The 19751-nt window shown below is 71.8% G+C and carries 16 protein-coding genes; 6 read left to right on the forward strand and 10 right to left on the reverse strand.

Annotated features, from left to right (window positions below):
- Positions 1-304: 304 nt before the first annotated feature.
- On the reverse strand, positions 305-970 hold the full coding sequence (locus NQ151_RS13900) for an NUDIX hydrolase family protein (protein ID WP_257509035.1): 666 nt from the start codon (positions 968-970) through the stop codon (positions 305-307).
- 49 nt (positions 971-1019) lie between these two features.
- Here NQ151_RS13900 and NQ151_RS13905 point away from each other — a divergent pair, with 49 nt between their 5' ends.
- Positions 1020-1679 carry an alpha/beta hydrolase gene (locus tag NQ151_RS13905; RefSeq protein WP_257528447.1) on the forward strand — a complete coding sequence of 220 codons (660 nt, stop codon included), beginning with the start codon at positions 1020-1022 and terminating at the stop codon, positions 1677-1679.
- Positions 1680-1751: 72 nt separating this feature from the next.
- Here NQ151_RS13905 and NQ151_RS13910 read toward each other — a convergent pair whose 3' ends face one another.
- On the reverse strand, positions 1752-2165 hold the full coding sequence (locus NQ151_RS13910) for a GreA/GreB family elongation factor (protein ID WP_257509033.1): 414 nt from the start codon (positions 2163-2165) through the stop codon (positions 1752-1754).
- A 183-nt stretch (positions 2166-2348) separates the two neighbouring features.
- On the opposite strand from NQ151_RS13910, the gene NQ151_RS13915 reads away from it, so the two are divergent.
- Together NQ151_RS13915 and NQ151_RS13920 are read left to right on the forward strand one after the other, a co-directional pair.
- Complete coding sequence (locus tag NQ151_RS13915) at positions 2349-7115, forward strand: ATP-dependent helicase (RefSeq protein WP_257528448.1); 4767 nt, start codon at positions 2349-2351, stop codon at positions 7113-7115.
- Positions 7108-7881: a DNA-formamidopyrimidine glycosylase family protein gene (locus NQ151_RS13920; RefSeq protein ID WP_257528449.1), complete on the forward strand. Its 774-nt coding sequence runs from the start codon at positions 7108-7110 to the stop codon at positions 7879-7881. The genes NQ151_RS13915 and NQ151_RS13920 overlap by 8 nt, the downstream gene beginning before the upstream one ends.
- On the opposite strand, the gene NQ151_RS13925 is transcribed toward NQ151_RS13920, so the two are convergent.
- Both NQ151_RS13925 and NQ151_RS13930 read right to left on the reverse strand, forming a co-directional pair.
- A complete protein-coding gene (locus tag NQ151_RS13925) occupies positions 7872-8204 on the reverse strand; it encodes a LysR family transcriptional regulator (protein ID WP_285892129.1) in 333 nt (110 codons plus the stop codon). The genes NQ151_RS13920 and NQ151_RS13925 overlap by 10 nt on opposite strands.
- Before the next feature lie 53 nt (positions 8205-8257).
- Positions 8258-8890 (reverse strand): YitT family protein, encoded by a 633-nt coding sequence (locus NQ151_RS13930; protein ID WP_257509030.1) that lies wholly within the window; start codon positions 8888-8890, stop codon positions 8258-8260.
- A 94-nt stretch (positions 8891-8984) separates the two neighbouring features.
- Here NQ151_RS13930 and NQ151_RS13935 point away from each other — a divergent pair, with 94 nt between their 5' ends.
- The 3 genes from NQ151_RS13935 to NQ151_RS13945 all read left to right on the forward strand — a co-directional run bounded on the left by NQ151_RS13935 (position 8985) and on the right by NQ151_RS13945 (position 11054).
- On the forward strand, positions 8985-9392 hold the full coding sequence (locus NQ151_RS13935; protein WP_257528450.1) for a transferase: 408 nt from the start codon (positions 8985-8987) through the stop codon (positions 9390-9392).
- A 189-nt stretch (positions 9393-9581) separates the two neighbouring features.
- Positions 9582-10181 carry a LysR substrate-binding domain-containing protein gene (locus NQ151_RS13940; protein WP_257509028.1) on the forward strand — a complete coding sequence of 200 codons (600 nt, stop codon included), beginning with the start codon at positions 9582-9584 and terminating at the stop codon, positions 10179-10181.
- Positions 10182-10328: 147 nt separating this feature from the next.
- Positions 10329-11054 (forward strand): glutamine amidotransferase-related protein, encoded by a 726-nt coding sequence (locus NQ151_RS13945; protein WP_257528451.1) that lies wholly within the window; start codon positions 10329-10331, stop codon positions 11052-11054.
- A gap of 1 nt (position 11055) precedes the next feature.
- On the opposite strand, the gene NQ151_RS13950 is transcribed toward NQ151_RS13945, so the two are convergent.
- The 6 genes from NQ151_RS13950 to NQ151_RS13975 all read right to left on the reverse strand — a co-directional run bounded on the left by NQ151_RS13950 (position 11056) and on the right by NQ151_RS13975 (position 19721).
- Positions 11056-11865 carry a TspO-related membrane protein gene (locus NQ151_RS13950; protein WP_257528452.1) on the reverse strand — a complete coding sequence of 270 codons (810 nt, stop codon included), beginning with the start codon at positions 11863-11865 and terminating at the stop codon, positions 11056-11058.
- A 57-nt stretch (positions 11866-11922) separates the two neighbouring features.
- Positions 11923-13680: a malto-oligosyltrehalose trehalohydrolase gene (treZ, locus tag NQ151_RS13955; RefSeq protein ID WP_257528453.1), complete on the reverse strand. Its 1758-nt coding sequence runs from the start codon at positions 13678-13680 to the stop codon at positions 11923-11925.
- Entirely contained in the window at positions 13677-16052 is a 2376-nt protein-coding gene (treY, locus tag NQ151_RS13960; RefSeq protein ID WP_257528454.1) for a malto-oligosyltrehalose synthase, read from the reverse strand. The genes treZ and treY overlap by 4 nt, the downstream gene beginning before the upstream one ends.
- The gene (gene glgX, locus NQ151_RS13965; RefSeq protein WP_257528455.1) at positions 16049-18259 is read right to left on the reverse strand and encodes a glycogen debranching protein GlgX; all 2211 of its coding nucleotides are present in this window, start codon (positions 18257-18259) and stop codon (positions 16049-16051) included. Before glgX ends, treY begins: the two co-directional genes overlap by 4 nt.
- Positions 18260-18332: 73 nt before the next feature.
- On the reverse strand, positions 18333-18827 hold the full coding sequence (locus NQ151_RS13970) for a glutaminase (RefSeq protein WP_257509022.1): 495 nt from the start codon (positions 18825-18827) through the stop codon (positions 18333-18335).
- 42 nt (positions 18828-18869) lie between these two features.
- A complete protein-coding gene (locus NQ151_RS13975) occupies positions 18870-19721 on the reverse strand; it encodes a transposase (protein WP_502883578.1) in 852 nt (283 codons plus the stop codon).
- Positions 19722-19751 lie beyond the last annotated feature (30 nt).

Raw genomic sequence — 19751 nt, forward strand, 5'->3', positions numbered from 1 at the left:
CTCAGCCAGGGGGCGCTCGACGAGTATTTCAGCCTGCGAGGCAAGGACTCGCGAGTTGACCCGCCGGGCGATTCGACGAGCCCGGCTGCGCGGGCCGGCGTCCCAGTGGATGGATCGCGATGCACCCATCGCGCTCAAGTCGATACGTTGAGCGCATGATCAAGGCATACACCGCGGCCCTCGTCGTGGGTCGCCGGCGAGCGGGCTGGGCGAGAAACCACGTTTCGGATGAGAAACACCGCATCGCGTGGTTTCTGATCCGAAGAGTGGTTTCTCGGCGAGGGGCGACGGGTGCCGCGCGGTGTCAGCGCAGCGCGCCGACGGATGCCAGCGCGAGGCGCACGAGGGTGCCGCGGCCGCCCTCCATCTCGGCGGCGACGGCATCGGTGGCCGCCTCCTCCGGCGTCATCCAGGTCACTTCCAACGCGTCCTGACGCGGCTCGCAGGTGCCCGACACCGGCACCACGAACGCCAGCGACACCGCGTGCTGCCGGTCGTCGTGGAACGCCGTCAACCCCGGCATCGGGAAGTATTCCGCCACCGTGAACGGCACCGGCTGCGGCGGCAGCAGGGGGAACGCCATGGGACCGAGGTCGTTCTCGACGTGCCGGAACAGCGCATCGCGCACCGTCTCGCCGTAGCGGACGCGACCCGACACGATCGTGCGGGTCATCTCCCCCAGCGGGGTCGCCCGCAGCAGGATGCCGACCTGTGTCACCGCGCCCACGCCGTCGGTGCGCACCGGAACCGCTTCGACGTAGAGCATCGGCAGCCGGCGGCGGGCCTCGGCCAGCTCGATGTCGCTGAGCCACCCCGGGTTCTGCGACGAAGCCGGCGACGGCGAACCGAACATGCCGTCGCCCCGCGGGCGGCCGGGACGGCCGTACGGATCGCCCCCACCGAGTGGATCGCGCGGCGTGCCGTCGTCGTCGCGGTCGTCGGGGTCGGGGTCAGGGGTGCGGACGGCCATGCTCCATGTATACCAACCCCGTGTCCGCCCGTCCTGCCAGGATGGGGGCATGGTCGCCATCCCGCTCATCGATCCGGTCCCCGTGCGCTGGTCCACCCCGCCCGCCGAGCGAGGCGGCAGGCCGCTGCTGGTGCTGCTGCACGGCTACGGTTCCGACGAGAACGACCTGTTCGCCCTCACGCCGCAGCTCCCCGAGGAGTACGTCGTGGCGGCGGTGCGTGCGCCGCTGTCACCACCGTTCCCGACGCCCGGGTACTGCTGGTACCCGATCGAGGGGCTCGAGGATCGCCGCCCCGACGACGTCACCACCGCCGCCTCGCGCGTCGTGCAGTGGGTGGATGCCGCGAGCGATGCGGCATCCATCGGTCTGCTCGGCTTCTCGCAGGGCGGCGCCGTCGCGCTGCAGGCGCTGCGCCTGCGCCCCGAACTGTTCGCGTTCGCGGTGAACCTCAGCGGCTACGTGACGCCGGGCGAGCTCCCCGGCGACGAACGGCTGGCCGAGCGGCGGCCGCCGGTGTTCTGGGGGCGGGGCACGCGCGACGACGTCATCCCCACCGAGCTGGTCGACCACACCGTGCAGTGGCTGCCCGATCACGTCGACCTCAGCGGTCGCGTCTACACCGGGCTCACGCACAGCGTCTCGCAGCAGGAACTCGATGACATCGCGGTGTTCCTGCGCAAGCGCCTGGACGACCCGACGCCGGTGTGACGGCCTCGACGAGCCGACCAACAACGTCGACCTGGACACGGTCGACGAACTGGTCGACGCGCTGCTAGGGCATCAGCCGAACGGCACCGCCGCAATCACGGTGACCTCGATCGTCGCGCCGTTGGGTGCGGCATAGGTCACGGTGTCGCCCACCGAGCGACCCGTGATCGCCGCGCCCAGCGGTGACGACGGCGAGTAGACGTCGAGGTCGACCTCGCCGCCCTGCCGCACCAGCTCGCGGCTGCCCAGCAGGAACGTCTCCTCGGAGCCGTCGCGCGCGAAGCGCACGGTCACGGTCATGCCCGGTTCCACCAGACCGTCGTCGGGCTTGGTGCCGACCTCGGCCCGGCGGATCAGGCTGCGCAACGCCACCTGGCGCGCCTGGGCGGCGTCGCCCTCGGCGCGCAGGTTCAGTTCGTCGAGTTCGGCCTGCAGCGCGGCGAGCGCGGCAGCGGTCATCCACACGGTGTCTTGCTGGTTCGGCATGATGCCCTTCCCCCACTTGGCAAAGATCCTCCAGGCTAGCGGTCCGGTGGGCGAAAGGCCAGAGTCGGATGCCGCGGCATCCGCCCCCTCCCCGGCACGTGGGGAGAGCGAGGGAGGCGCGGGGGACGGATGCCCCGCGTCAAGACCCGCCCGATTGTCGGCGGCCTGGTCGAAGATGGAGGGATGAGCGACGTGCTCGAGCGATTCGGTCCTGCCACGCAGGACTGGTTTCGCGGCGCCTTCCCCGAGCCGACGAACGCCCAGATCGGCGCGTGGGAGGCCATCTCGCACGGCAAGCACGCCCTCGTGGTGGCGCCCACCGGGTCGGGCAAGACGCTGTCGGCGTTCCTGTGGGCGATCGACCGCATCTTCCACGAGAAGCGTCCGGCGGATGCCACAGCCACCAAGCCGCGTAGTAGCCGCCGCCGCGAGCCGAACCCCGGCACCAGCGTCCTGTACATCTCGCCGCTGAAGGCGCTCGGCGTCGACGTCGAGCGCAACCTCCGCTCCCCGCTGGTGGGGATCGGCCAATCCGCGCGGCGGCTGGGGATCACCGTGCCCGATGTGACCGTCGGCGTCCGCTCCGGCGACACCCCCTCCGGCGACCGCCGCAAGCTCGTGGCCGACCCACCCGACATCCTCATCACGACCCCCGAGTCGCTCTACCTCATGCTCACCAGCCAAGCCGGGCTGACCCTCCGCAACGTCCACACGGTGATCGTCGACGAGGTCCACGCCGTCGCGGCCACCAAACGCGGCGCGCACCTGGCCGTCAGCCTGGAGCGGCTCGAGGCCCTCCGCCAGGAGCACGCCGAGGATGCCGCGAGCCTCGCGCCCGCGCAGCGCATCGGCCTGTCGGCCACCGTCCGCCCGATCGACGAGGTGGCCCGCTTCCTCGGCGGCGCCGCACCCGTGGAGATCGTCGCGCCGCGAGCGACGAAGGCGTTCGACCTGTCGGTCGTGGTCCCCGTGGACGACATGCTCAACCCGCCGCCCCCGCCCGGCACTCCCGACCAGACGGACGCCGCCGGCGGCGAGGACACCGACTGGTTCGCCGGCGACAAGCGCGGCGGAACCCCGGGCGCAGGCTCGACCGAAGTGACCGGATCGGTGTGGCCGCACGTGGAGGAGGCGATCGTCGACCGCATCCTCGCGCACCGCTCCACAATCGTCTTCTCCAACTCCCGGCGCCTCGCGGAGCGGCTCACCGGCCGACTGAACGAGATCTACACCGAGCGCCTCGGGCTGGACCTGCCCAACCCCACAGTTCCCGCGGCCGTGATGGCGCAGGCGGGCGCGACAGCAGGCGCCGCGCCCGTGCTGGCCAAGGCCCACCACGGCTCGGTGTCCAAGGAGCAGCGCGCCCAGGTCGAGGACGAACTCAAATCAGGCATCCTGCGCTGCGTCGTGGCGACCAGTTCGCTCGAGCTCGGCATCGACATGGGGGCGGTGGACCTCGTCATCCAGGTGGAGGCGCCGCCGTCGGCCGCCTCCGGGCTGCAGCGCGTCGGGCGCGCCGGGCACCAGGTCGGCGAGGTCAGTCGCGCCGCCCTGTTCCCCAAGCACCGCGGCGATGTGCTCCACACCGCCGTGGTCACCGAGCGCATGCTCGCCGGCCAGATCGAGGCGATCGCGGTGCCGCAGAACCCGCTCGACATCCTCGCGCAGCAGACCGTCGCCGCCTGCGCCACCGGGGCGATCGACGTGGAGGGCTGGTTCGAGACCGTGCGCCGCAGTGCGCCGTTTCGCACGCTGCCGCGTTCGGCGTACGAGGCGACCCTCGATCTGCTCGCCGGCCGCTTTCCGTCGGACGAATTCGCGGAGCTGCGCCCCCGCATCGTGTGGGATCGCGACCAGGGCACGCTGACCGGCCGCCCCGGCGCGCAGCGCATCGCCGTCACCAGCGGCGGCACCATCCCGGACCGGGGGCTCTTCGGCGTGTTCGTCGCCGGCGAGACCCGCAACGCCCGCGTCGGCGAGCTGGACGAGGAGATGGTCTACGAGTCGCGCGTGAACGACGTGTTCACCCTCGGCACCACCAGCTGGCGCATCGTGGAGATCACCCATGACCGGGTCAACGTCGTGCCCGCGTTCGGTCAACCGGGCAAGCTGCCGTTCTGGCACGGCGATGGCCTGGGCCGACCCGCCGAACTGGGCGAAGCGCTGGGCAAGTTCTCCCGGGAGGTCTCGGCGGCGCCGCATGAGAAGGCCGTGGCGCGCCTGACGGAATCCGGCCTCGACGACAACGCGATCGCCAACCTGCTGGGCTACCTCGCCGAGCAGCGCGAGGCCACCGGAAGCCTGCCGACCGACCGCACCCTCACCGTGGAACGCAGCCGCGATGAGGTCGGCGACTGGCGGATCATCTTGCATTCCCCGTACGGCATGCATGTGCACGCACCGTGGGCGCTGGCCGTCAACGCCCGCATCCGGGAGCGCCTGGGCGTCGACGGTGCCGCTGTCGCCAGCGACGACGGCATCATCGCCCGGGTTCCGGATGCCGCGGCGGAGCCACCCGGCGCCGACCTGTTCGTCTTCGACGCCGACGAGCTGGAGCAGATCGTCACCGAAGAGGTGGGGGGCTCTGCCCTGTTCGCCTCCCGGTTCCGCGAGTGCGCTGCCCGGGCGCTGCTGCTGCCCCGGCTGAACCCCAACAAGCGCGCGCCACTGTGGCAGCAGCGACAGCGCTCGGCGCAGCTGCTGGAAGTCGCCCGCCGGCATCCGACCTTCCCGATCATCCTGGAGACCCTCCGCGAGGTGCTGCAGGACGTCTATGACCTGCCCGCACTGCTGCGCATCGCCCGCTCGATCGGTGACCGCCGCATCCGGCTGGTCGAAACCGACACCTCCCAGCCGTCCCCGTTCGCCCGGGATCTGCTGTTCGGCTACGTCGGTGCGTTCATGTACGAAGGCGACTCGCCGCTGGCGGAGCGCCGGGCCGCCGCCCTGTCGGTGGACCCGGCGCTGCTGGCGGAGCTGCTGGGCAAAGTCGAGATGCGGGAGCTCCTCGACCCCGACGTGATCGCGCAGTTCGAGCGCGAAGTGCAGCGGCTGGACCCGGAGCGGCGGGCCCGCGGCGTGGAGGGTGTCGCCGACCTGCTGCGACTGCTCGGTCCATTGGATGCCGCCGAGGTGGCCGACCGCCTCGACGCCGAGACCGACGCCCTCACCGAGGCGACGGCGCACCTGGATGCGCTCGTGCAGACCCGGCGCGCGATCCGCGTGTCGATCGCCGGCACCGAGCGCGTGGCGGCGATCGAGGACGCCGCGCGGCTGCGCGACGCCCTCGGCACCGCCCTGCCGGTGGGCCTTCCCACGGCGTTCCTGGAACCCGTCGCCGACCCACTGGCCGACCTCGTGGCCCGGCATGCGCGCACGCACGGCCCGTTCCGCGCGTCGGAGGTCGCCAGCCGGCTCGGCCTGGGCATGGCCGTCGCGCGGCAAGCGCTGCAGCGGCTGGAATCGCAGGGGCGGGTGACGAGCGGCTTCTTCCTGCCGGAGGCGCCGCGCGGCAACGGCGACGGCCACCCGGCCGACGAGGGCGACTGGTGCGACACCGAGGTGCTGCGACGCCTGCGCATGCGGTCGCTGGCCGCCATCCGCGGCAGCGTGGAGCCGGTCTCCCCCGAGGCGTACGCGCGGTTCCTGCCGGTGTGGCAGCACGTCACCCGGCCACTGGACGGCATCGACGGGGTCGTCGCGGTGGTCGAACAGCTCGCCGGTGTGCCGATCCCAGCCAGTGCTTGGGAGTCGCTGGTGCTGCCCTCCCGCGTGCGCGACTACGTACCCGGCATGCTGGACGAACTCACCGCGACCGGCGAGATCCTCTGGTCCGGCCACGGGTCGCTGCCCGGCCGGGACGGCTGGATCGCGCTGCACGTCGCCGACACCGCCCCGCTGACCCTGCTGCCGCCCGACGACGACATCGCCGAGGCCCGCGAGGGCGATCCCGATGCGGCACCCCACTCCGTCGAGGCGCGCATCGTCGCCGCGCTGACCGGCGGCGGCGCCTACTTCGCTTCGCAGCTGCGCCAGCTGACGGATGCCGAGACCGAGCAGTCCGTCATCGAGGCGCTGTGGAACCTCACCTGGCAGGGCCGGGTCACCAACGACACGTTCGCCCCGGTGCGGACGCTCCTCGCCGGCGGGTCGCAGGCCCACCGCACCGCACGGCGCACCCCGCGGGCGCGGCTGTACCGCGGCATGGCCATCCCCCGCCCCGGTGCCACACCGCCGCGTCCCCCCGCACTGGGCGGCCGGTGGTCGCTGCTGCCGGCGCCAGAGCCCGACGCCTCCTCGCGCGCGACGGCGACGGCGAGCCTGCTGCTGGACCGCTACGGCGTCGTCACGCGCGGCAGCGTGCAGGCCGAGGGCGTGCCGGGTGGCTTCGCGCAGACCTACCGCATCCTTGCCGGCTTCGAAGAAGCCGGCCACTGCCGCCGGGGCTACGTCATCGAGAAGCTCGGGGCGGCGCAGTTCGCCGCGTCGGCAACCGTCGACCGGTTGCGGGAGTTCGCCGGCCTCTCCGACCCTGCTCCCCTCACGACCGTCACCCTCGCCGCGACAGACCCCGCCAACCCCTACGGTGCGGCGCTGGCCTGGCCGGCGCTGGAGGGCGTCACCCACCGCCCCGGCCGCAAGGCCGGCGGCCTGGTCGTGCTCGTCGACGGCGCGCTGACGCTGTACCTGGAGCGCGGTGGCCGGTCGGCGCTGGCGTTCACCGACGACGAAGCGCAGCTCGCCGCCGCCGCCGCCGACCTCGCAGCCACCTCCCGCACGCGGCGGCTGGACACCCTCACGATCGAGCAGGTCAACGGCGAGTTCGTGTACGGCACGGCCGTCGGCCGGGCCCTGCGCGAAGCCGGCTTCGTCGAGGCCACCCGCGGGCTCACGCTGCGCAAGGTCACCGCAGCCGCCGGCTACCGGCAGGGAGCGGCGGCGGATGCCTGAGGGCGACACCGTGTTCCGCACCGCGCAGCGCCTGCACGAGGCGCTCGCCGGCCGCGAGATCACCCGCTTCGACATCCGCGTGCCCGGCAGCGCCACCGTGGACCTGCGCGGGGAGACGGTGAGCGAGGTCGTGCCGCGCGGCAAGCACCTGCTGCTGCGCGCGGGCGGTGCAACGCTGCATTCGCACCTGAAGATGGAAGGCGAGTGGCACGTGTACCCCGCCGGCGGCCGGTGGCAGCGCCCCGGCCACACCGCACGGGCGATCGTCGGCAACGAACGGGCGGATGCCGTCGGCTTCGACCTCGCGATGGTCGAGGTGCTGCCCACCGCCGATGAGGAGCGCATCGTGGGCCACCTCGGACCCGACCCGCTCGCCGGCGACTGGGACCCGGCCGAAGCGGCGCGGCGCGTGGCGGCCGACGACCGCCCGGCGCACGTGGCGCTGCTGGATCAGCGCAACGTCGCGGGTCTGGGCAACGTCTATGCCAACGAGGTGCTGTTCGTCCGCGGCATCCTGCCCACCACCCCCGGCACCGCCGTCGACGCGACCGGCCTCATCGACACCGCGGCACGCATGATCCGCGCAAACCGGGACCGCTCGCGCCGCGTCTTCACCGGCGACGCGCGTCCCGGGCGGGGGATGTGGGTCTACGGCCGGGAAGCCAAACCCTGCCGTCGGTGCGGCGCGCTCGTGCAGGCCGCGTCGCTCGGTGCGCGCCCCACGGCGCAGCGCAACGTCTTCTGGTGCCCGAACTGTCAGCGGTAGCGGCCGGCATCGCGGGCCGGCGCAGCCACAGTGCCCTCGGTGCCCTCGAGGCGCTCGTCTGTGGCCTTCGCCGCGGCGGACCGGAATGCCTCGACGGCCTCGAGCATGGCGCGGGCGTGCGGCAGCAGGGTGCGGCCAAGGGCGGTCAGCCGGACCTCGTGGTAGTTCCGCTCGAACAGCTCCGCGCCGAATTGCGATTCCAGCAGCTTGATCTGCCGGCTCAGCGGCGAGGGGCTGATCCGCAGGCGCTCGGCCGCGCGGGCGAAGTGCAGCTCCTCAGCGACCGCGACGAAATACCGCAGCCGAGTGAGGTCCACATCCATGCCCGCTCCGTTTCGGACGGCATCCTCACCGCAACGCCACCTTAGCGGCCGGGTCAACGCCCGATGTACCGACCAGGGCGGTGATTGAGCGCCAGCACGAGGTTCAGCAGCACGGCGCCGAGAGCGCTGAGCACGACGTTCGGCCAGGGCACCACCAGCAGCCCCGCGACCACGACCAGCAGATCGAAGATCATCAGCGTCCAGCCGGCGCGGAACCCGGTGGCATCCTGCAGGATCAGCGCGATGACGTTGAACCCGCCCAGGCTCCCGCCGTGGCGGAACACGATGAGCAGGCCGATGCCGGCCATGAGGTTCCCGGCGAGGGCGCCGTAGACGGGATCGAGGTACTCGATCGTGAACAGCCGCTCGTGGACGACCGAGAACGACGACACCAGACCGATCGCGATCACTGTGCGGGCCGTGAACGCCCAGCCCCGCTTCCACACCGCCAGCACCGCGAACGGCACGTTGATGACGGCGAACAGCAGCCAGAACGGCCAGCCGGTGGCAAAGCCCAGCAGCAGCGACAGCCCCGCCGTGCCGCCGGTGACCGCCTCCGATGCGTTCAGCAGATACAGCCCGAAAGAGGCCGCGAAGGTCCCGCTGAGCATGCCGAGTACATCCTCGGCAACGCTGTGCTCGGTGGCCTTCTTGTCGAAGACGAGCGAGGGTCCGGTCTCTGTCACTGATCCATCCTCGCAGGCGCTGAGGGGCGGGAATGAATCCCCAGAGGGCTGCGTTGTCATTGATTCGGCACCGAAAGGTGCCCAGGAGGTGACTGTGGGAAAGAACTACGTCGACATCGAGAACGACCGAGGCGAGACGCTGCGCTACCGCAAGCACGTCAACGGCCGTGGTCTGATCGCGCACGGCGCGAAGGTGCACGCCAGTGCACTCGTGGAAGCGGGCGCCTACGTCGAACCAGGCGCGGAAGTCGCCGCCGGCGTGCGCATCCGTCGCGGTGCGTGGATCGAACCGGACGCCGTCATCGGTCCCAATGTCGAGATCGCCGAGCTTGCCCACGTGGGCTCCGGAGCTGCGATCGGCGCCGGTGCGAAGATCGGCATCCGCACGTCCGTGGGCGCCCGCGCGCGCATCGAGCGGGGATCCCTCATCGGCGACGGTGAGATCGTCGCCGATGGCGAGCGAGTCGCCACCGACCGCCGCGGACTGCGCCTGGCCGCGTAGCGCCCTCACCGCAGGGTCCTGTGGCCCTTCGACCGCGTGCCGCCGATGCGGGCGGGTTACGCTCGGGGGATGGCACGCAGCGGCACTCCCCGACCCGGCCGGGACCCGCACCACCAGAGCAGGCGGCCCGCTCCGGCGAAACCGGCGCGACGACCGGCGCGTCCTGCCCCCGCGCCCGAGCCGCCGCGCGTGGCTCCGGGTCCGTTCCGCCTCGGCGTCATCCCCGGTGCAACGCCGGGCAAGTGGATCGACCTCTGGCAGCAGCGCATGCCGCACAATCCGCTGATCCTCGTACCGCTGCAGGTCGCCGAGCAGCGCGACGCGCTCATGTCGGCATCCGTCGACGCTGCACTGGTGCGTCGCCCGATCGACGCCGAAGGGCTGCACGTCATCCCGCTGTACGACGAGGTCCCCGTCGTGGTCTGCGGGGCGGAGTCGCACCTCACCGCCGCCGACGAGCTCACCCTCGACGACCTGGCGGGTGAGATCGTGATCACCCCCCGCGACGACGTCCTGCACCTGGAGGTGCCGCGCGCGGTCGCCCCGAGCTTCGCCCCACCCGAGAACACCGAGCAGGCGATCGAGACGGTCGGTGCCGGCGTGGGTGTCGTGATCGTGCCGATGTCGCTGGCCCGGCTGCATCAGCGTCGCGACGTCGCCCACCGTCCGCTGCGCGACGGCCCGCTCTCACCGGTCGCGCTGGCGTGGCCGGTGCAGGCGACCACCCCGCTCGTCGAGGCGTTCGTCGGCATCGTCCGGGGCCGCACCTCGCAGTCCTCCCGCGGCTGAACCGCCGGCTCCGGGGACCGTGTCCCCCAGACACCAGTCCCATGTGAAACGACGGGTCATCGACGATGCCGGTGCGTTCGGATGCCCCGGCCAACGCGTCCGGCGACTCCCAGCCGATCGCGCGGAGCGCGGCAATAGAATCGCGGCATGCGTCCCCTGGCCTATGTGTGTGTGCGACCGCAGGCGGGCGCCGCCGCGGGCGAGTACGAATCCTTCCGCGCAGCGATGCGACAGGGCGACCTGGCCCAGCTGAATCTGGTGCGCGAGGCGCTCCCCGACGACGTGTTCGAGCGGTACTCCGGGTTCGTCGTCGGCGGCAGCCCGTTCAACGTCACCGACCCCGAGTCCACCAAGACAGACGTGCAGCGTCGTGTCGAGGCGGAGATCGAGCGTCTCGCCGCCCGCGCCGCGGCCGGCGAGACGGCGGGGATGTTCACCTGCTACGGCGTCGGGATCGTCACCCGCATGCTCGGCGGCGAAGTGACCCGCGGCTTCCCGGAGGACACCGGCCCCACGACGGTCACCCTCACCGAGGCCGCCGCCCACGATCCGCTCTTCGGCGCACTGGCGAACCGCTTCACCGCCCTCACCGCACACAAGGAGGGTGCCGGCACGCCGCCGCCGGGGGCGACGCTGCTCGCGACGAACGACGCCTGTCCGGTGCAGGCGTACCGCGTGGGCGAGAACCTCTATGCCACGCAGTTCCACCCCGAACCCACCGGAGCGGCCTTCACCGAACGCATGGCGATCTACCGGGACGATGGCTACTTCGATGCCCGGGACTACGACCTCATCGCGCAGCGCGTGCTTGCGGCACCCCTGACCGAGCCCAGCCGGCTGCTCCACGCGTTCGCGCGCCGCTTCGGCCAGTGACTCAGCTGCGGTTGCTGGCGAAGCGCACGGCCGTGACGATGATCGGCACGATCACCACGACGCCCGCCGCGATCCACGCCGCGATCGCGATCGGCGCGCTGGCCGGCTGATCGACCCACCGACCGACCCCGATCCAGACCAGCCCCCATCCCATCGCCAACCCCGGCGCGATGCGGCCGCGTCCGGCCAGTGCGATGGCCACGCCGACGAGGGCGACCACGACGATGACGGCGATGCCGAAGGCGGTTGCCGCCTCCGCCCAGTCCGCCGGCACGATGCGGGTGAGCCAGGCCGAGCTGTTGGCGACAGTGGCCAGCGCGACCCAGCCCAGGTGCAGGCCGACGGTGAGGTCGGTCAGCAGCGCCTGGCGCACGCCGCGCGGGGGGCGCTGCACCGCCAGGTGGTAGGTCCAGCCGAGCGTGGCCAGCAGCAGCACGATGACCAGCACCGTGAGCGGAAGGGTGGTGAACTGCGCCGCGACCAGCCACAGGCCGTTGAGCACTGCCGTCGCGGCGATCCACCAGCCCAGCAGCCGCTGTCGCCCGTCGGCGCGTTGCGACGGCAGCGCCTGCCACACCGCGTAGCCGACCATCAGCACGTAGATGACGGTCCAGATCGAGAACGCCTGGCTGCCCGGGGCCAGGTAGGACCCGTCCGCGGCCAGCGCCCCGTCCTGCAGATCCTGCACGGGGGTGCCGCCGAGCACGCCGACGCCGACCACCGCGGCGATCAGCATGAAACTGATGGCGCTGATCACGCCGATCTGGCGCACGAGATCGGCGGGACGCCCCGCGGTGCTCCGGTCGGTCATCCTCCTACGGTAGGCGCACCGCCCCGCCCGGGCACGGGGTTGACAGGTTCAGGTGCGTCACGCCGGCGGCGGACCGATGATCACCGCACTGTCGGGAGCGACGGTGAGGATGCCGTCGGCCGGCGTGGCGGATGCCGCGGCATCCGTCGCCAGCAGCACCGTGTCATTCAGGCCCGCCGAGGCGTGCCAGGGCTCCTGCGACAGGTTCACCAGCACCGTGAGGGCGCCGCGACCGAGCCGGAAGCGCCGGCCGCCGGCGATCTCCACGGCATCGGCCGACAGCGCACCGAAGGCGGGATCGGTCAGTTCCGGCCGTTCCCGGCGCAGCCGCGCGAGGTCGCGGTACAACTGCAGCAGCGTGCGATGCGGGGCAGATGCCGCCTCATCCGTGGCGATCTCCGACCAGTCCAGCTTCGAGCGCTCGAACGTGGCGGGGTCGTTCGGGTCGGGCACGACCGACTCGTCCCAGCCCATCTTGGCGAACTCCTCGGTGCGCCCCTTCGCGGTGGCCTTGGCCAGCCACTCCTCCGGGTGGGAGGTGAAGAACTGCCACGGGGTGGTCGCTCCCCACTCCTCACCCATGAACAGCATGGGGGTGCCGGGGGCGGTGAGGGTGAGCACCGCGGCGATGGCGAGGCGCTCGGGCGACAGCGTCGCCGAGAGCCGGTCACCGATGGCCCGGTTGCCGATCTGGTCGTGGTCCTGCGCGAAGGTCACCAGGCGCCAGGCCGGCACCTCGGCGGGGATCGGATGCCCGTGGTCGCGTTCGCGGAACGACGAGAAGGTGCCGTCGTGGAAGAACCCGCGCGTCCACACCTTCGGCAGCGCCTCGATCGCGGCGAAGTCCTCGTAATAGCCCGTGGTCTCCCCGGTGAGGGCGACGTGCACCGCGTGGTGCCAGTCGTCGCTCCACTGCGCGCTGAGTCCGTAGCCGGCCGCTTCCCGCGGCAGGATGAGCGTCGGGTCGTTCATGTCCGACTCGGCGATGAGGGTGAGCGGACGGCCGAGGTGCGCCGACAGCGCGTCGGCGCGTTCGGCGAGTTCGCGCAGGATGTGGGTGGGGCTGTCGTCGAGCAGTGCGTGGACGGCATCCAACCGCAGCCCGTCGACGTGGTAGTCCTGCAGCCACATCATGGCGTTGCGCAGGATGTACTCGCGCACCTCTTGCTGGTCGAGGTCCAGGCTGTCGCCCCACGTGTTGCGGCTCGCGTCGCGCAGATAGGGCCCGAACTCCGGCAGGTAGTTTCCGGACGGGCCGAGGTGGTTGTACACGACGTCCTGCACCACGGCCAGGCCCGCCGCATGCGCGGCATCCACGAACCGCTGGTAGGCCACGGGCCCGCCGTACGCCTCGTGCACGGTGTACCAGAGCACGCCATCGTAGCCCCAGTTGTGCACCCCGTTGAAGCCGTTGACCGGCAGCAGCTCGACGTGGGTGACGCCGAGCTGCACCAGGTGGTCCAGCCGCCCGATGGCGGCATCCAGGGTGCCTTCGGGGGTGAAGGTGCCGATGTGCAGTTCGTAGATCAGGCCGCCGGCCAGCTGGCGGCCGGTCCATGCCGAGTCGGTCCACTCGAACGACGTGGGGTCGAAATGAGCGGATGCCGCGTGCACGCCGTCGGGCTGTCGCCGCGACCGCGGGTCGGGCCGCAGCGCCTCGCTTTCGCCCAGCACGAAGCCGTACCGCTCCCCCTCGTCGAGGTCGACGTCGACGGTCCACCAGCCGCCGTCGCGCACTGCCAGCTCGAGGTCGTCGGTCCCCGGTCGGCGAAGCCGCACTCGCTGCGCCCGCGGTGCCCACACTTCCACGCTCATCGCGCGTCCCCTTTCCCCATGGTCAAAAGCGCGACGGGGTAGGTCGCCAACAGCGAGGACAACGGGACCGTCCCGCCCGCGACGCTACGCCCGGTCAGCGCGTCACGCCAGGTGCCGGCGGGCACCATCACCGCGGTGTCGTCCCAGCCGCCGCGTCGCTGCAGCCCCACGGGCAGACGAGTGGCCACCGTGATCGCGCCGCCGCGGTCGAACGCGACGACGTGGGCGGATGCCGCACCCACCGCTTCGACCGGTCGGTACCGGTCGAACAGCTCGGGACGGTCGCGGCGCAGCCGCAGCGCGCGGGAGACCAGCAGCAGCTTGGCAGCCCCGGTGGCATCCACCGGCGCCGCCCAGCCGTCGTCGAGGCGGCCCAGCAGCTCGCGGCGCTCGGCGAAGTCGACGGCGCGGCGATTGTCGGGGTCAACCAGCGACGTCTCCCACAGCTCCGACCCCTGATAGACGTCGGGGACGCCGGGGGCGGTCAGCTGCACGAGCTTCGCCGCGAGCGAGTTGGACCAGCCGGCGGCGGAGATCTCCGCGACGAACTCCTCGACCAGCGGTCGGGCCTGGGCGAACGCGGCATCCACCACGGCGTGCATGCGCTCCTCGAATGCGGCATCCGGATCCCACCAGCCGGTGCGCTCGGCCGCCTCGCGGGCGGCCTTCTCGGCGTACGCGTGCAGGCGCTCGGGGGTCGCCGGCCATGAGCCGACGATCGCCTGCCACAGCAGCGCGTCGAAGGGACCGTGGCCGGTGGATGCCACCGCGCGAAGGCGCTCGAGCACCTCGGCCCAGCGGTCGGGGATCTCCGCGAGCACCGCGAGGCGCGCGCGCACGTCCTCGCCGCGCTTGGTGTCGTGCGTCGACAGCGAGGTCAGCTCGCGCGGCCAGTGCGCCTGCCGACGCGCGAACGCGGTGTGCAGCCCCTCGACGTCGAGCGCGAACACCGACGGGTCCCCGCCCACCTCGGTAAGGGTTCCCAGGCGAGTCATGCGGTAAAACGCGGTGTCCTCCACGCCCTTGGCCATGACCGGTCCCGTGGTCTGCATGAACCGGCGCGACAGCTCGGTGCCGGGTTCGCGCACCAGGGCGGCCAGCTCGCGCGCGAGCCGGGCCAGGTCCGGGCGGCGGCGTTCGGTCTCGGCGACGGCGTGCTCGAGATGCTCCACCCCGGCCGGCAGATACGAGCGGTACACCGGGTAGTTCGCCAGCAGTTCGGCCAGCGCGTCGGTCACGGCTGCATCGTCCGCGTCGATACCGCTGTCCAGCCCCGCCAGCACCCGCACCAGCCGGGCGATCTCAGCCTGCTGGATGGTGTCGGCGATCATCCGCTTCGTATCGTGCACGAGGTCGGCGTAGCTGGTCAGCGGCGCCACCCCGGTCTCGGCGCGCAGTGCGTGGTCGATCCGGTTCAACCCCACTTCGCCCTGGGGGTCGATCAGCACGCGGTCGACCTCGGCCATCGCGTTGTAGCCGGTCGTGCCGGCGGTCTGCCACCAGCCCGGCAGCGCCTCGGCGTGGTCGGTCGCGGCGTGCTCGAGGATCTTCTCCACCAGCACATAGACCCCGTCGGTGGCCTCTGCCAGCCGGTCGAGGTAGCCGCCGGGATCGGCAAGACCGTCCGGGTGGTCGATCCGCAGGCCGTCGACGAGGCCGTCACGCACCCAGCGGAGGATCTCGACGTGCGCCTGGTCGAACACCGCGGGCTGCTCCACCCGCACCCCGGCGAGGGTCGTGACGGCGAAGAAGCGGCGGTAGTTCAACTCTGCCGCCTCCCGGCGCCAGAACATCAGTTCCCAGTGCTGACGCGCCAGCACTGCGGCCACGTCGGCCGGGTCGATGTCGCCGAGCGACCCGGGCGCCAGCGGAAGCGCGTGATCGTGATAGCGCACGAGTCCGGCATCCGCGTCGACGACGAGCTCACCGGCGGCGAGGACCTCAGGCAGTTCGGCGCCGAGGATCGGCACCCGCACCCGGCCGCCGCCGTACTCCCAGTCGATGTCGAAGGCGTCGGCGTGCGCGCTGCCCCGGCCGTAGGTCAGCACATCCCACCACCACGGGTTCTCGGCAGGCTGCGAGATTCCCATGTGGTTGGGGACGATGTCGACGAGGATGCCGAGACCTGCTTCCCGCGCCGCGGCCGCGAACCGGTCCAGGCCCGCGGCGCCGCCGCGGGCGGGGTCCACCTGGGTCGGATCGACGACGTCGTAGCCGTGATCCGATCCGGGCGTCGCCTTCAGCAGCGGCGACAGGTACGCCCAGTCGACCCCGAGGTCGCGCAGGTAGCCGGTGAGCTCTGCTGCGGCATCCAGGTCGAACGCGGGTCGAATCTGCAGCCGGTAGGTCGAAGCGGGGTGCGCCTCGGTCACCGGCCCACCTCGCCCTTGGGCGCGGCGCTGGGGATCTCGTCGATGACGCCGGTGTTGGCCGCGAGCGACGCTGACACCGAGTGGTCGGCCTCCACCTCCGGGAGCGAGTGCTCGCGCAGTACGACCAGCGACTTCGGCTGCACGACGATGTCGTCGCCGGGGTCGACGGGGTCGCTGTCGGCCATCGTTCCCGCCGTGTCCACGAGTACGTCCCAGCGCGGGCTGAACTCGACGTCGGGGATGTGGAAGTCGACGGTCTCGTCGCCGGCGTTGAACAGCACGAAGAAGTGCCGGTCGCTGATCGGCTCACCGCGGCGGTCGCGCTCCTTGATGCCGGCGCCGTTGAGGAACATGCCGATCGCGCGGCCGAACCCGGAGTCCCAGTCCTCGGGCTGCATCGCGGTGCCGTCGGGGCGCATCCACACGATGTCGGGCACCGGCTCGCCCTCTGCGCGGCGCACCGGGCGGCCGTTGAAGAACCGGCTGCGGCGGAACGCAGGGTGCTCGCGGCGCAACCTCACCAGGGCGCTGGTGAACTCCACCAGCGGCTGATCGATGGCGTCCCAGTGCACCCAGGTCAGTTCGTTGTCCTGCGCGTAGCCGTTGTTGTTGCCCCGCTGCGTACGGCCGAGCTCGTCGCCGTGCAGCAGCATGGGCACGCCCTGGCTCAGCAGCAGCGTCGCGATGAAGTTGCGCTGCTGACGGGCGCGGAGCGTGAGGACCTCGGGGTCGTCGGTGGGGCCTTCGACGCCGAAGTTGTAGGAGCGGTTGTGCGATTCGCCGTCCCGGCCGTCTTCACCGTTGGCGTCGTTGTGCTTCTCGTTGTACGACACCAGGTCGCGGAGGGTGAAGCCGTCGTGGGCGGTGACGAAGTTGATGGATGCCACCGGGCGGCGCCCGGAGTGCTCGTACAGGTCGGCCGAACCGGTGACCCGGGACGCGAACTCACCCAGGGCCTGCGGCTCGCCGCGCCAGAAGTCGCGCACCGTGTCGCGGTACTTGCCGTTCCACTCCGTCCACTGCGGCGGGAAGTTGCCCACCTGGTAGCCGCCGGGGCCGATGTCCCACGGTTCGGCGATGAGCTTGACCTGCGAGACCACCGGATCCTGCTGGACGAGCTCGAAGAACGCCGCCAGCCGGTCGACGTCGTAGAACTCGCGGGCGAGCGTGGCCGCCAGGTCGAAGCGGAAGCCGTCGACGTGCATCTCCAGCACCCAGTACCGCAGCGAATCCATGATCAGCTGCAGCGTGTGGGGGCTGCCGACGTTGAGGCTGTTGCCGGTGCCGGTGTAGTCGGTGTAGTACCGCTTGTCGTCGTCCTCGAGCCGGTAGTACGCCTCGTTGTCGATGCCGCGCATCGAGAGGGTCGGGCCCAGGTGGTTGCCCTCGGCGGTGTGGTTGTAGACCACGTCGAGGATCACTTCGATGCCGGCGGCGTGCAGTGCCCGCACCATTCCCTTGAACTCCTGCACCTGCTGGCCATGAGCGCCGGAGGCGGAGTAGGTGTTCTGCGGCGCGAAGAACGCGATGGTGTTGTAGCCCCAGTAGTTGGACAGGCCCTTGTCCTGCAGGGTCGAGTCGTTGACGAACTGGTGCACCGGCATGAGTTCGATCGCGGTGACGCCGAGCTTCTTCAAGTGCTCGATGATCGCGGGGTGCGCGATGGCGCTGTAGCTGCCGCGGATCTCCTCCGGGATATCAGGGTGCAGCTGGGTGAGACCCTTCACATGCGCCTCGTAGATGACCGACTCGGCGTAGGGGGTCTTCGGCTGACGGTCGCCCGACCAGTCGAAGAACGGGTTGACCACCACGCCCTTCATCATCGTTGCGGCCGAGTCTTCGTCGTTGCGGCCGTCGGGGTCCCCGAACGGGTACCCGAACACCTCCTGGCCCCACGTCACCTCACCGTCGACGGCCTTGGCGTACGGGTCCAGCAGGAGCTTGTTCGGGTTGAACCGCTTTCCGGACGACGGGTCGTACTCGCCGTGCACGCGGTAGCCGTAGCGCTGACCCGGCTGCACGGTGGGCAGGTACGCGTGCCACACGAACGCATCGACGTCCACGAGTTCGACGCGCGTCTCTTTGCCGCGGTCGCCGAACAGACACAATTCGACGCGCTCGGCCCCCTCACTGAAGATGGCGAAGTTCGTTCCATTACCGTCGAAGGTCGCACCGAGGGGATAAGCGGATCCAGGCCATGTCTGCACCTCGGCAACACTAGTCGGCGCGTGTTACCGCGAAACGCCGCTTGACAAACGCGCGGACAGTCCCCGTTCCCGATCAGGACGAGCGCAGCGGTGGGCGCCGCAGCAGCTCGATGTGCTCGGCGAGATAGCCCTCGAGCGGGCGGTACCCGCCGGCTGCGCTCCAGCGCACGCTGGGCACGTCGCCCTGCAGCGCGAGCGGGCCGGATGCCTCGCCCCGTGCGACCGCGTCGAGGTCGAGCATCCGCCAGCCGATGTGCACGACCGCCCCCTCGGTGAAGCCGCCGCGGAAGGCGGCCGCCTCGAGCTCGGCGCGTTCGCGCTGCGACTGCGCGGTGTAGCCGCGTCGCACCTCCCACCGCGCCCGCACGATGTCGCCGGTGGCCAGCACCGCGTCGTCGGTCAGCAGCAGCACGCCCAGGTGCCAGGCGTCGCCGGCCGGCACGATGCGCGCAGCGCGGGAGATGCCGAACACCCGCCGCCCGGGCAGGTGCGTCCCGAGCCGATCGCGGGAGAGCCCCGCCAGGCGGGAGCGGGCGTCGGCGAACAGGGTCGAAAGCGCAACGCTCATGCGTCTTCCTCCTGCTGTTCGTCGTCTTCCCCGGACCACACCCTAGCCACGCGCGGTCACGCTCTCGACGGCCTGCTGCGCGCTGTCGGCGCCGCGGCGGGCGGCGCGGGCGGCCTCCGCGGCATCCGTTCGCTCGGCTTCCACGCTCGCCACGGCGGAGTCGGCGGCGGCGGCATCCGCCTGCACACGTTCGAGGTCTGCCTGCAACTCCTCGACGCGCTCCGCCAGGTGGTCGGCACGCTCGCGCGCCTTCGTCAGCGTCGCCTCGACGCGGGCGAGCCGGCGTTCGGCCTCGGATGCCTCCCGCTCCGCCTCCCGCAGCGCCTTCTCCGCGGCGCGGCGGGCACGGCGTTCGGCAAGGTCGTCGCGCGGCGGGGCGGGGCGCTCGGCGACGCCGGGGATCGTGCCGCCGACGGCGTCGTCGAGGTCGACCGGGTCAACGCCCGTGGCCGACAGCGGCCTGACCAGGCGCCCGGTGAGCACGGCGGCGGCGGCTGCGGCATCGCGCACCGCGGCATCGATCGTCGACTCGATCTCGAGGGCCGCCGCGGCGCTGACGGCGACGCCGCGGTCGCCCGCCAGTCCCGCGGCTCGGCGCGCGAGCGCGGCGACCAGCGCCCGCCGTTCGCGGCTGAGGCGGGTGAGCTCGGCGGCATCCAGGTCGTCCTGCGCCTCGCGCAACGCCGCGGCGAGGTCCAGCGCCTCGCCCAGCTGTCCCTCCGCCACCAGCAGGTCGACGGCGTAGGCCGACACGACCGGTTTGCGCAGTGCGCGGATAGCCTTGGCCAGCTCGCCCGACGCCGCAGCGGCGCGGGCGTTGCGGGCGGCGGTGAACTCCGCCGGCGTCAACGCGTACAGCTGCGCCGCCACTACGTCGAGATCCTCGTGCGCCACGCGCCCCATTCTGCCCGGGCGCGAGCGGGT

Source organism: Microbacterium sp. zg-YB36, assembly GCF_024623575.2.
Lineage (GTDB): Bacteria > Actinomycetota > Actinomycetes > Actinomycetales > Microbacteriaceae > Microbacterium.

What these genes read in the sequence shown, in the direction of transcription:
- NQ151_RS13900 (WP_257509035.1), bottom strand. Translation starts at nt 970, where the DNA reads ATGGCCGTCCGCACCCCTGACCCCGACCCCGACGACCGCGACGACGAC.
- NQ151_RS13905 (WP_257528447.1), top strand. Translation starts at nt 1,020, where the DNA reads ATGGTCGCCATCCCGCTCATCGATCCGGTCCCCGTGCGCTGGTCCACC.
- NQ151_RS13910 (WP_257509033.1), bottom strand. Translation starts at nt 2,165, where the DNA reads ATGCCGAACCAGCAAGACACCGTGTGGATGACCGCTGCCGCGCTCGCC.
- NQ151_RS13915 (WP_257528448.1), top strand. Translation starts at nt 2,349, where the DNA reads ATGAGCGACGTGCTCGAGCGATTCGGTCCTGCCACGCAGGACTGGTTT.
- NQ151_RS13920 (WP_257528449.1), top strand. Translation starts at nt 7,108, where the DNA reads ATGCCTGAGGGCGACACCGTGTTCCGCACCGCGCAGCGCCTGCACGAG.
- NQ151_RS13925 (WP_285892129.1), bottom strand. Translation starts at nt 8,204, where the DNA reads ATGGATGTGGACCTCACTCGGCTGCGGTATTTCGTCGCGGTCGCTGAG.
- NQ151_RS13945 (WP_257528451.1), top strand. Translation starts at nt 10,329, where the DNA reads ATGCGTCCCCTGGCCTATGTGTGTGTGCGACCGCAGGCGGGCGCCGCC.
- NQ151_RS13950 (WP_257528452.1), bottom strand. Translation starts at nt 11,865, where the DNA reads ATGACCGACCGGAGCACCGCGGGGCGTCCCGCCGATCTCGTGCGCCAG.
- treZ (WP_257528453.1), bottom strand. Translation starts at nt 13,680, where the DNA reads ATGAGCGTGGAAGTGTGGGCACCGCGGGCGCAGCGAGTGCGGCTTCGC.
- NQ151_RS13970 (WP_257509022.1), bottom strand. Translation starts at nt 18,827, where the DNA reads ATGAGCGTTGCGCTTTCGACCCTGTTCGCCGACGCCCGCTCCCGCCTG.